The organism is Psychrobacter okhotskensis (assembly GCF_013248965.1).
GTDB classification, from domain to species: domain Bacteria; phylum Pseudomonadota; class Gammaproteobacteria; order Pseudomonadales; family Moraxellaceae; genus Psychrobacter; species Psychrobacter okhotskensis.
On record NZ_JABRVQ010000016.1, the window covers coordinates 19,940 to 32,839 of the forward strand.

Here is a 12,900-nt window from a genome sequence, read left to right on the forward strand (position 1 = left end):
TCGTTGAGATTGCAGTTTTATTGCTACAAACTCACTGTATCGTTATCGGTACGTCTACAAATTCTAAGTGCTTTGATTCTAAGTGTTTTATTATCGCAGAGTCGACAAAAAAAGCAGTCATTTTTTGTTTCTTAACTTTTTATTTATCGCTTATTTCTAATCTTGGCCGAATATTGGCAAGTTGCTTTGCGAGTGAGGTCTATTATTAGGTATAATGCGCCCACTAACTTCAAACTTTGTAACATTGACTGCTATTATTAATGTCAATAAATAATTTATCGGTTAATTCCAATTATATAGCCCCCAACTGTGAGATGACTATGAGTGACAAGCCTTCGTTAAGCTACAAAGATGCCGGCGTTGATATCGATGCAGGCGATGCATTGGTGCAACGAATCAAGTCCGTAGCAAAAGCCACGACGCGTCCTGAAGTCGTGGGTGGACTGGGTGGTTTTGGCGCGTTATGCCGTATTCCGACAGGTTACACCTCGCCGCTATTGGTTTCTGGTACAGATGGTGTCGGTACTAAGCTCAAACTCGCGCTACAGCTCAATCGTCATGAGACGATCGGCATCGACTTGGTAGCGATGTGTGTCAACGACCTATTGGTATGCGGTGCTGAGCCTTTGTTCTTTTTAGATTACTATGCAACGGGTAAGCTCGATGTGGATGTGGCTGCTACTGTTGTCAGCGGGATTGGTGATGGTTGTAAGTTGGCCAATTGCGCGCTTATAGGTGGCGAAACTGCTGAGATGCCAGGCATGTATCAAGACGATGATTACGACTTGGCAGGGTTTTGTGTCGGCGTGGTTGAAGAAGCGGAAGTCATCACTGGCGAAAATGTCGCAGAGGGCGATGTTTTAATCGCCCTTGCCTCAAGTGGCGCGCATTCTAACGGCTACTCATTAGTGCGTAAAGTCATCGAAGTCAGCGGGATTGATGTCACTAGCAGTGATGAGCAATTAGATGGTCAATCTATCCAAGACGCGCTAATGGCACCGACGCGTATCTACGTAAAAGCCATTAAAGCCTTGCAAGATACTCTTGGTAGCTCAGCTTTACATGCCATGTCACATATCACCGGTGGCGGCTTAACGGACAACTTACCACGCGTACTGCCTGAAACTCTAGCCGCTAGCATCGATACCAATAGCTGGCAGTTCTCAGAGCTGTTCACTTGGTTGCAAACCCAGGGTAATATCGAGCAAAGTGAGATGTACCGTACCTTTAACTGCGGCGTCGGCTTTGTCATTGTCGTACCAAAAGATAAAGCAGATGCTGCTATTCAAACCTTGAACGATGCTGGCGAAAAAGCGTGGCAACTAGGCGAAATGATCAAGCGCAGCACTGATGATCAGGCGGATGCCGTGGTGTACCGTTAATGTCAGACAGTCCTATCAAAACTAGCAACAATAAACCATTACGCATTGCCGTTTTAGTATCAGGTAGTGGTAGCAATCTACAAGTATTAATAGATGCCATGCAAGCAGGTGCACTACCAATTGAGATCGTCGGCGTCATTAGTAATCGTGAAGACGCCTACGCTATCAAGCGTGCCGAGCAAGCTAACATACCTGTCGCCGTGCTATCACATACTGATAGTGGCAAACGCATGTCTATCAAAACTTTTGAGACTCATGCCAGCGCCCAACTAACGGCATGGCAACCTGACCTAATCGTGTTGGCTGGCTTTATGCGGGTACTTAGCGCAGGTTTCATCGACAATATACCTCCACCGATGATTAATCTGCACCCTTCCCTGCTACCTGTTTATAAAGGCCTTGATACCCATCAACGTGCCATACAAGCAGGCGAACGTCATCATGGTTGCAGCATCCATGTCGTCACCGCTGAGCTCGATGCGGGCGCTGTTTTGACCCAAGCTTTTTTAGAGATTAACCAAAAAGATACTGCCGATAGCCTACAAGCGCGCGTCCAAAAGCTTGAACATCAACTGCTACCTTGGACAATTTTATTATTAGCTAAAGGTGTCATCAACCTGAACAGTCAGGACAAAGGGACTTTTTCTATATTGCCCACATTACCTTTAAAGCTGTATTTAGACAGTTAAAGCAGTAACAAGTAGTAAAGAAAATTAGTAATCATTTAAAACTATCAATCATAAAAAAGCCCAGTCACTCAATTAATGAATGACTGGGCTTTTCAGTATCTAATATTTAAAGCGTTTTAGCTTCAAAATCTGTACATGCTCTTAGCTGCTATGCACGTGGATACCTTTGATGTTTACAAACTCTTTGATACCAAAACCACCATGCTCACGACCATGACCTGAGTTTTTCACGCCACCAAAAGGTAGTGCTGGATTTGCAAGGCCATAACCATTGATATAAACCATACCGGTATCAAACTCTTCATTAGCTAAGCGAATCGCTTTGTCTTCATCTTTAGAGAAGATAGCGCCACCTAAACCATAGCGGCTGTCATTAGCGATACGTAAGGCATCATCTTGATCTTTGGCGCGGATTAGCGATGCTACTGGACCAAATAGCTCATCGTCATAAGCTGGCTGACCTTTTTCAACATTTTCCAAAATAGTCGCTGGGTAGAAGCTGCCCTTACCTTCTGGTAATTTACCACCGACAGATATAGTAGCGCCCTTACTTACACTCTCTTCTACTTGTTCATGCAACTTTTCTTGCAAGTCTTTACGCGCTAGTGGTCCAAGATCTGAGCTGTCATCCATTGGATCGCCGGCTTTTTTACTTGCAAACTCTTCAACGATACGCTCACGGAACTCGTCATACAGGCTATCAACAACGATAAAGCGCTTTGCAGCCACACAAGTTTCGCCATTATTTATCAGACGCGCTAGCGTACAAGTTTGTACTGCAAGCTCAAGATCAGCATCTTCTAAAACGATAAATGCGTCATTTGAACCCAGCTCTAGAACTGCTTTTTTGATTGCTTTGGCTGCTTGCTGACCGACGATACTACCTGCACCATCACTACCAGTGAGCGTCACACCGCGTACTTTATCATTACCAATTAATTTCTCTGACTGATCATGATCAATTAAAATGGTACGGAACAAGTCGTTTGGTAAGTCAGACTCATGGAATATTTTTTCAATTAATAAGCCAGAACCAGTCACGTTTGCTGCGTGCTTGAGCAGAATGCTGTTACCTGCCATCAAATTGGCTATGGTATAGCGGAACACTTGATACGCTGGAAAATTCCAAGGCTGCATACCATAAATGACACCAATGGGCTGATAAGTAACAATACCTTTTTTGAGACCTTCGATGTCACGTTCATCGTCAGCAAGCGCGGCCACACCTTTTTCTGCAGTGTAATCACAAATGGCTTTACACAGATCAACTTCTTGTAGACTCTGACTATAAAGTTTACCACGCTCCTCAGTCATAAGACGAGACAGCTCTTCTTTATACTTCATCAGGGTTTCGCCAATAGAGTTAATAACCTTCGCGCGCTCTTCATGACTGGTTTTACGCCATTCTAGAAACGCTTGATGTGAGGCTTCAACGATGTTGTTGACCTCATCATTACTCATATAGTCGTAATCTTTAATATCTTCGCCTGTTGCTGGGTTTACAGTAGTAATATCTGCCATGATTGTTGCCCTTATTTATTTGTTGTTCTTAATTAATGCTAGTTAGCTAATGCTAATTTAGAGTTGCACTTAATCAAAACTTTAAGAAGCTTCGATCGTGTCGCCTGTCTTAACAATGGATGCTCTAGTTGTCTTTTTTCTTAATGTAGAGCTATCATAACAAATCATTTGCTTTGAAGTTTTACAAGATATAAAGAAGTGTGCGTAAGATGTTAAGAGTGTGACTCATTCGTTGTTAAATACATATTTGGCAGATTATTAGCATATTTATTAAAACTATTTAGGGCGTGTTGAACATTCGACCATGGCACTGACAGAGACTATTTGTGAATGTTCAACACGCCCTAATATATAACTGCTTATAGTCAAAATATCCCAAAAACGTGACGGTATTGCTGATATCGATATAACTTTTCACTGACTATATATTTATGAAATCTTTGATAATAAATCAAGCAAATAAAAAACCAGCACATGATATATGGGCTGGTTTTATCGATTGTTTAAGCGATACTTATGTTATTCACATATCGTTAGAACAAATGATTGATAATAGGGATATCTTGTGGAGGATTCTCTTCCTCGTCAACGATTTGACGCGCTACATGCATAATGAGCTGGCGCAACCAACGATGGGCTGGGTGATGCTGCAATAAAGGCGACCACGCCATCGTTAGCTCAAATTCAGGAATAAAAAATGGTGGCTCTTCCATTTTTATACTGTCGTTATTGGCCTGCATTTTTGCCACCCGCGTCGGCAATGTCGCAATCAAATCTTTATTGGCGGCGAGCATCGCCGGCATCTGATAGTGACGCGTAAAGACGCTGATTTGGCGTTTTTGACCCAAACGTTGCAGTGCTTGATCAATTGAGCCTAGGCCGCCAGATTTTTCTGGATTGACCCCAAATCCCACGCCCATGCCTGTCTTGGACACCCAAACATGCTGGGCTTTTAGATAGTTTTTTAGATTGAAACGGTTGGCATAGGGGCTTTCTGACGACAGCAAGCAACTAAACGTATCGCGCCATACGAGTACTTGATGGAAGCTTTGCGGTATTTCATTAAAGCGGTTGATCGCCAAGTCCACCCGTCCCTGCTCCATATCGCGATAGGAGACATCAGATGGCGTCAAGAAATCCAAAATGACGTTGGGCGCTTCGGAACGTAGCGCTTTTACTAGCTTGGGTACTAAGGTCGCCTCGGCATAATCTGAAGTCATAATGCGAAAGACGCGTGAGGTACTATAAGGGCGAAACTCGGTACGTGGCTCTAACACTTGCGTGAGGTCAGCCAATATCTCGCGAATACGTGGCTGCAACTCAAGGGCGCGCTCAGTTGGGGTCATGCCCTCTGATGAGCGTACTAATAATGGGTCATTAAACAGCTTACGTAAGCGCCTTAGAATATTACTCATCGCCGGTTGGGTAATGCCAAGCTGTTCAGCTGCACGTGTCACATTTTTTTCTCGCAACAACACATCTAAATGTACCAATAAATTCAAATCAACCCGCTGCAAATTCATATGTATTTCTCTTTGCCTTAGAATAAATACCACTATAAATATTGGTATTTTTAGTGCTGTCATAAATATTTATCGTCTATAACCGCATAATATTACTATTTTTTTGTCTAGGGGTTCCTATAATCAGCTAATTATAACGCAAACTAGCCATCATAAGACATTGTTTTTTATACATTATAACCAAATAAAATACCCAAGATAACTATCATAAATTAGATAAATCTTGGTAAGGCAGTTATAGTGAGTGACACAGACAAGCCGTCACGCAAACAATAAACCGTAGGCTGAGACGCTGATTATAAGCTTACCGACCAACATAATATTTTAATGGTCCGTATCGATAGCAAAACCTAATCAACTGCCTAGCAATCGATTTAGATAAATTTTTTGCCAGTGATATTTTTTAGCTGATTGCCTCAATGATTATTGTAACACCTCTCATCGCCAATTATAAAACCACAGCGCTATAATTGTTTAGGTAGCACACAAAACATACTGAATGAGCGTCACGCTATCACTATGTATTAGACAATTTGTTAACTGCTGAGTTCAGCAAATCTCTTGTGTTTATAGATAGGTTTGTTTAGGGTAAGTAGGGCTGCGTTCAATATACATTTATTTTTAGCTGATATAACCATTCATTCCTTTTCGTTATGTCTATACTTATTAGATGTCGAGAACCTTAATAAAAATCTTATTTTGTATCTCTCAATAACAGACAGTCGTAATCAATTTATCACTTAATTTTTCTCGTTTTTACACCCCACCAAGGAGACTATAGATGTCAACTGTTTATAAATCAGCGATCGATTTAGTACGTGAATTAAAGCAAAAGCACGGTAACTGGCAAAATATCAGCGAAACCGATGCAGCACGTATGATGGCACAAAACCGCTTCAAAACAGGTTTGGATATTGCAAAGTATACTGCAAAAATCATGCGTCAAGATATGGAAGAGTATGACAATGATACTTCTCAGTACACGCAGTCTTTAGGTGCTTGGCATGGTTTTGTTGCCCAGCAAACCATGTATGCTAAGAAAAAATACTTTGGTACCACGTCAAAAACTTACATCTACCTATCAGGTTGGATGGTTGCAGCCCTTCGCTCTGAGTTTGGTCCTCTTCCTGACCAATCTATGCACGAAAAAACCTCTGTACCTAAGCTAATTGCAGAGATCTACACCTTCTTGCGCCAAGCCGATGCTAAAGTACTAAACGATTACTTCCGTGAGCTAAACGCTGCAGAAGAAGCCGGTCAAGACACCTCAGCTATCCTAGAAAAAATCGAAAACTTTGATTCGCATGTTGTGCCAATCATTGCTGACATCGATGCAGGTTTCGGTAACGAAGAAGCGACTTACTTGCTAACCAAGCAAATGATCGAAGCGGGTGCTTGTGCTATTCAGGTTGAAAACCAAGTATCTGATGCTAAGCAATGTGGTCACCAAGCTGGTAAAGTAACTGTACCGCATGAAGACTTCATCTCTAAACTAAATGCGATTCGTTATGCATTCTTAGAGCTTGGTGTTGAAGACGGCATCATCGTTGCTCGTACTGACTCTGAAGGCGCATCACTAACGCAAAAAATCCCAGTATCAAATGAGCCAGGCGATTTAGCTTCTAAATACATCGACTTCATCGAAATGGAAGAAGTGACGCTAGAGAACGCCAACGAAAACGACAGCTTGCTTAAGCACAACGGCAAATTAGTTCGTCCAGTACGTCTAGCCAATGGTCTATATCAGTTCCGTGAAGATACGAACATCGATCGCGTTGTCCTTGACTGTGTTACTGCTCTAGAAAACGGTGCGGACCTACTATGGATCGAAACACCGACTCCAGACGTAGAACACATCAAAATGATGGTTGACCGTATCAAAGAAGAGCAGCCTAAAGCGAAGCTTGTATACAACAACAGCCCATCATTCAACTGGACGCTTAACTTCCGTAAACAAGTAATCGCTCAGTGGGAAGAAGAAGGCAAAGACATCTCTAAGTACAATAAAGATGACTTGATGAGTGCTGATTATGACGGTACTGAGCTTGATGAAGCAGCTGATATCGCTGCTAAAAACTTCCAACGTGATGCATCACGTGAAGCGGGTGTATTCCATCACTTAATCACGCTACCGACTTACCACACCACGGCACTTAGCGTGCATGAGCTTGCTAAAGGCTATTTCGGTGAAGACGGTATGCTTGCTTATGCAGCTGGCGTACAACGTAAAGAAATCCGTGAAGGCATCGCTTGTGTTAAGCACCAAGCAATGGCCGGTTCTGACCTTGGCGATGACCACAAAGAGATCTTCTCTGGTGACAATGCCCTTAAAGCTGGCGGCGGCAAGAACACGATGAACCAGTTCTAATCACCGACACTTTATAAATACTTTTTATAAGTAAAGGTTACAAGAAAAGCCCCCCTACACTATGTAGGGCGGCTTTTTTATGAGCAGATTTAGGACGTGTCCTCAATCTGAACAAAGTACCTAAAAGTGAGGACACGCCCTACTCAATTATAAAAATGCCATCACAAACTGATTGCATTGAAAAATATTTAAAAATTAGCGTCCAATAGACAAAATGCTTCAGTCATTAGAATGGCGGTCATCAATATGACTATTGCCCTTGGTTTTTATCTCAGACCTACGTTTTGCGTTGAGCTTGGCGTGGTTCATACGCCTAGTACTTCTACGAAATTTGCGATACAGCATTTTTATGAGTCTATAGACCCCATAAAATACTGCTAGCAGTACGACAAGCCACCACAGTCTAATCAAAGTAATAGCGACTTCTCTTAACATCTCCCAACCTTGTTTGAATGCCTGACTCACTTGTGCGCTAAAGCTTGGGCGTTCAGCCTCTATCAGCAGATCTATATTCTGCGTCGTTTCTTTATAACTGATATCTGGTTGTGTAAAGGTTAGGTTGATCGTACTGTATTTCACTCTATCCGTAATATTCATTTGCTCTAACTGCGCATATTCCTGCTGTTGCCGCGCAGCATAGGTGGCGGTGATCGTATCGACATTACTGGTTTGATCTTTGTCATTTTTGCTATTAAGCCGCTCTTGACTGAGATCCTTTGCCATATCACTATTGAGCTTACTTGCCAGTTGCTCGCGATATATATCCAAAGTGACATCTTGAGCCGAGAATTCCTGTTCATTCAAAAAAGCCACTTGCTGCTGCACTTGTTTTAGGAACTTGTTCACGTTTTGTCTAGGGATACGTACGGTCATCTCAGCTTGTCGATAATAAGTCGTCAAAACAACATTTTTATCCCCTTGCACAAAACCACGACTATCACGCTCCCGATTGCTAATATGACTTGATGCCACATAACCGCTTTGCTGATAGGTCAGATTCTCAATAGCGCTACTGCTCTCAACCACATCCTCTACTTTGAAGTCAGCTGCCGCCGTAATCAGTAACGTCTTACCTGCTATTTTGATATCAGCCGCTTGGCTATTAAGGGTCTGCTCACTATCATTGGATAGGTTTTCTACTTGTAACTTAAGCGAGTCTTTATTATTGGTATCTGATATATCAGCACCCTGATCTGTTATCTCTTCAACCGCTTGTTCCGTCGTCACATATTCAGTCTCAGCGCTACTCTGTTCTGATTCATACTCCTCATTTTGTGGACTGCAGCCACTAGCGACAATAGTAGTCAAGGCTATAACGCTACATACTTTAAGCCAGTTAGCAGTTTTGTAGATAGAATCGCTGTAATCCGATGCTGACGTGTTTGGTTTAAAGGTTTGCCTGACAGAAAAAGCCCTTGTCTTCTTTAATCTCGTTTTCATCGCTGCAACTCCATTTTTATCTTACTTTTGTTTAATTCCTTGCCCTGATTATAATGATTATTTGCCAAAAGTATATTGTTAGCGATAAAAAGCACGCAAACAGTCAAAATTTCACTTGTGATTATGAGATAGCTTTCATACGATGTTATTAAGTTGATTATAATTATCAAACAACTAGGAATATACGATGCAAGAAATAGAGCTGAAATTTTTGGTACCGGAGGCACGGTTAAAAAGTCTAATGCGTCAAGCTCAAGTCAAATCGTCACAAGTACTGCAACTGGCCGCACATTATTTTGATACCCCTGATCAGCAACTGGCGCAAGCGGGTATTGGTCTGCGTATTCGTAAAGAAGGCAATGCTTGGGTACAGACCATCAAAGCAGGTGGTGATGGTATTGCGGCGCGCTTAGAGCACAATGCCGTATTGAATAATGAGCAGGTACAAGCAATGCTCGACAAGCATGAGCTCATGCCAGATTTAACGATTTATCAGGGCATGCCAATTGCACCAGCATTGGCGGTATTTAACCTCAAAAAACTGGCTCAGCAGCTCAATCGTCAGTATGTCACTGATGTACGGCGTACCACGCGCTTGCTGGTAGAAGAGGATAGCGAGCAAGGCGACAATATGATCGAGATGGCGTACGATTATGGCGAAATCATTCATGGTAATGATGATAATCATCGAGAGGCCATTCAAGAGATCGAATTTGAGCTAATCTCAGGAGATTTAGATTTTTTATTTATCACCGCAAAAAGCTGGTGTCAGCGTTATAAACTCTGCTTGTCTACCGTGACGAAAGCGGAGCGCGGTGGTCTACTTATCCAAGGACAGCCCCATAGCCCAGCAGTTAGCGCTAATCTTAGTCAGCTAACGGTTAAAAAAGACGGCAGCATGCCCGCCTTTGTCCGTGCGGTAGTCCATAACTGTCTGCTACAAATACTGCCAAACAGCAGTGCTATCGTCGCTGACAGCACAGATAATGCGCATGTTCTCCAATTGCGTATCGGTATTCATCGCCTGCTTACTACGCTGAAAGCCTTTGCAAGCTTCTCTGATGAGATCAACCCGGATTGGCCGCTGATACTGAAACAAACCGCCAACTTATTGGCTGATTATCAAGAGGTTGCTTATCTTGCCAGCCATATCGAGCCGAAATTACAAGAGCATGGCGCGCCTGTGGTTGATTGGTCTACAGATATGAATACGGTCAAGATTAACCCTATCGATGCAGTACGAGCCAATGACTTTCAACTGACTTTGCTCGAGCTAATAGCTTTTACCATGAGTGACCCAAACCTTGAGCCCAAAGCTGATAAGCTTGCCCGTGATAAAATAGTAAAAGTACTTAGCAAACAGCATAAAAAAATGCTCAAAGCTATACAAAATCTTGATGATATCAATAATGCTGAACCAGATAGCTCTGACTTAGAAGGCCATGATTTGGAAAGTCATAATTTATATAGGATGGATTCATATAGCAACGATAAACAGCAAGCCCAGCATAAATTACGCCATCAGCTAAAAAACTCACGTTATATCAGTGAATTTGCCACGCCGTTATTGCGTAAAAAGGGGGCTAAAAAGAAAAATAAACGCGGGTTAAAACGTCTGATCAAAGCGCAAAAAGCACTGGGGCGATACCTAGATCATAATCAATACCAACAGCGTTATCAGCAAAAATCCACAGTGGATACCAATGCTTTGTATGGCGCCGGTTGGTTTGCTGCGAGGCTAAGTGATGACTATAAGCGCCATCATAAACGCTTGGCTAACGTTAAAGATAACGATATATTTTGGTAGTCACCATTAGGTAGACATATTTATATCGACATGAACGCTTAGAAAAGACAGCTCAATGCATTATGGCTATCTTTTTAGGTTTCATTGTTTATTAATACAATACCATTGAAGGGTTTATAAGATGTCTTTCTCACTCGCTACAATCGTGACGGGTGTGCCCTCTTCGACTTGTTCAAACAACTCGATAATATCTTGGTTGCGCATACGCACGCAGCCATGTGAGTAAGGCGCGCCCATCGGTTCGCTGTCTGGTGTGCCATGAATATAAATATAACGCTGATAAGTATCGCAGCCACCTTGGCTATTGCGACCTTTATTAACCCCTTCCTCAACGCCGCTTAACCATAAAATACGGCTCAATATCCAATCACGCTCAGGATGTAGAGCCCCAAAGTCGGCACTATATACTTCCCCTGTAGGCACACGACCGACAAACACAGCATTACGAGGTGCGCTACTGCCTATTTTTTCTGCGATAACATGCTTGCCGAGCGGCGTACAGCCACTGTCTTGCTGGCTGCCAATGCCATTTTTGGCGGTAGAAACTAAGTATTGAGCGAGCTCTTTATTCTGCTGATATACCGTCAAGGTCTGCTGAGCGATATTAATCAGTAACGTCGTAGCGATATCTGTATTTGGAGCAAGGTCTGCGTTATTGGTCATAGCGGTCTTCCGGCTGTCATTTGGAGTATTATTAGCAAAATGATTGAGATTTTCTATTATTAAGGGATTGTATCAAGGCTTTTGGCACCGTAATATAGGGGCACACTTTTTGATGCTAGCAGATTATGACGACTATTTCACCGACACGTGTGTCGATGTATGATTTTCTATATCAAGATACCCAGCCGATGGTGTCATTATTGGCTGATGCCGCCAAGCTTTCTTTGCCGCAAGCGCGCTTGGCAATTGATTGCAGTTTGCAGGCCATTATTAGTGCCCTTCTCGCTTATCAGCAGCGCTATCAAGGTCAAGTCGTTAGCAAAAAGCTGTTTGGACGCAGTGCTGTCAAAGAGCTTAGGCAATACAACTCGATGAATTTTGCGACCATCAGTGCGACGTTATACCATCGCCACGATGCTGCAGACGCCATATTTAACGATAGTGCTCGCGTGATAAAGGCCAGTGAGTACATTGCAAACCGCATTGATGCTACGACGCCACAAGTGCAGATTTTACTGACATCGCTATGCGTGATTGTGCTGCGCGAGCTGGCTATTTTAGCGGAATACAGTCAGCTCGATAATGATGAAATTAATAAATGGTTTGCATTGCAGCCACAGTTTTTGTCGATAGATCGATTCGCCGCCGACCAGACCCAGATAATGCCTACGACCTTAGCCGACACTGATAATAACAAAAGCAGCGCTTTGTCTTCAGACGCTACAGAAATAGTATCGGAAGATGGTGCAGAATGTGAGTTGTTAGATGCAGAGCAACTCTTAAGTACGCCACCACCTTTCGATCCTTATTGGTACAAACTGAATAATTTTAAAGCTGATAATTATGAGCCGGCACAAGATATGCAGCTGGCTACTGGCAATTACTTAAAGGCGATTGGCCGCTCTACTGAAAACATTCAGCAAGGTGGACACAATGATTTATTGATGTTTGCAGAAATGACTGCCGTTACCTTACCGCATCAGCGCTGGCTATTGCAGTTGGCCAAGATTTCAGAAATATATTTACAACGTAATCGGCTACGTATTACCTCGGAACCTGCTACCCCGCCAAAACCACCGCTGGTTAGCTTAGGGTTGATCGGCGGGAACAATGACAATACGCCAGCCACTACCAGTGAAAAACCGATTGAATATGATGCGGCCACACCACTTTGGAAAAACCCAGTGATTCTTATCATTATTGTGGTCATTGGTGTGCTTGGGGCGCTGGCTACTTTAAAATACCAAACGCAAAAATCTAACGGTGCCGTTCCAGCAACAGAAGAGGTCTTAGCGCAAGAACGCAGCGAGGAACGTCAGCAGCAAGATGTGGCCATTGTCATGGTAGATGATGAAGCAGCTGGTGGCACAGAAAAAGCGAAAACTGAATAGATATCAGCAATACCATCGCGTTTTCAGAGTATTTTGGCGATACAGTTTCACCAATCACTATCATCCATAAAAAAGCAGAGACACTATCAATATAGGTCTCTGCTTTTTTTGTGATT

The 12,900-nt window shown here is 42.8% G+C and carries 9 protein-coding genes; 5 read left to right on the plus strand and 4 right to left on the minus strand.

Annotated elements, in window-relative coordinates:
• Window positions 1–320 precede the first annotated feature (320 nt).
• Together purM and purN are read left to right on the plus strand one after the other, a co-directional pair.
• A complete protein-coding gene (purM, locus tag HQR03_RS08920) occupies window positions 321–1,382 on the plus strand; it encodes a phosphoribosylformylglycinamidine cyclo-ligase (RefSeq protein ID WP_173239930.1) in 1,062 nt (353 codons plus the stop codon).
• The gene (gene purN, locus HQR03_RS08925; protein WP_173239931.1) at window positions 1,382–2,071 is read left to right on the plus strand and encodes a phosphoribosylglycinamide formyltransferase; all 690 of its coding nucleotides are present in this window, start codon (window positions 1,382–1,384) and stop codon (window positions 2,069–2,071) included. The genes purM and purN overlap by 1 nt, the downstream gene beginning before the upstream one ends.
• 141 nt (window positions 2,072–2,212) lie before the next feature.
• Here the strand turns inward: purN and HQR03_RS08930 are convergent, their stop codons facing one another.
• Both HQR03_RS08930 and HQR03_RS08935 read right to left on the minus strand, forming a co-directional pair.
• On the minus strand, window positions 2,213–3,592 hold the full coding sequence (locus tag HQR03_RS08930; protein WP_173239932.1) for an NAD-dependent succinate-semialdehyde dehydrogenase: 1,380 nt from the start codon (window positions 3,590–3,592) through the stop codon (window positions 2,213–2,215).
• Between the two features lie 533 nt (window positions 3,593–4,125).
• Entirely contained in the window at window positions 4,126–5,115 is a 990-nt protein-coding gene (locus tag HQR03_RS08935) for a LysR family transcriptional regulator (protein ID WP_025651364.1), read from the minus strand.
• Window positions 5,116–5,896: 781 nt separating this feature from the next.
• Between HQR03_RS08935 and HQR03_RS08940 the strand changes: the two genes are divergently transcribed.
• The gene (locus HQR03_RS08940; protein WP_025651363.1) at window positions 5,897–7,483 is read left to right on the plus strand and encodes an isocitrate lyase; all 1,587 of its coding nucleotides are present in this window, start codon (window positions 5,897–5,899) and stop codon (window positions 7,481–7,483) included.
• A 219-nt stretch (window positions 7,484–7,702) separates the two neighbouring features.
• On the opposite strand, the gene HQR03_RS08945 is transcribed toward HQR03_RS08940, so the two are convergent.
• Window positions 7,703–8,791 (minus strand): DUF4349 domain-containing protein, encoded by a 1,089-nt coding sequence (locus HQR03_RS08945; protein ID WP_173239933.1) that lies wholly within the window; start codon window positions 8,789–8,791, stop codon window positions 7,703–7,705.
• 319 nt (window positions 8,792–9,110) lie between these two features.
• Between HQR03_RS08945 and HQR03_RS08950 the strand changes: the two genes are divergently transcribed.
• Window positions 9,111–10,730, plus strand: a complete 1,620-nt coding sequence (locus HQR03_RS08950) for a CYTH and CHAD domain-containing protein (RefSeq protein ID WP_173239934.1) — start codon at window positions 9,111–9,113, stop codon at window positions 10,728–10,730.
• Between the two features lie 114 nt (window positions 10,731–10,844).
• Here HQR03_RS08950 and HQR03_RS08955 read toward each other — a convergent pair whose 3' ends face one another.
• Window positions 10,845–11,393, minus strand: coding sequence for a L,D-transpeptidase (locus HQR03_RS08955; RefSeq protein WP_025651360.1), 549 nt, complete (start codon window positions 11,391–11,393; stop codon window positions 10,845–10,847).
• A 125-nt stretch (window positions 11,394–11,518) separates the two neighbouring features.
• Between HQR03_RS08955 and HQR03_RS08960 the strand changes: the two genes are divergently transcribed.
• Entirely contained in the window at window positions 11,519–12,784 is a 1,266-nt protein-coding gene (locus tag HQR03_RS08960; RefSeq protein ID WP_173239935.1) for a hypothetical protein, read from the plus strand.
• The last annotated feature ends 116 nt before the right edge of the window (window positions 12,785–12,900 follow it).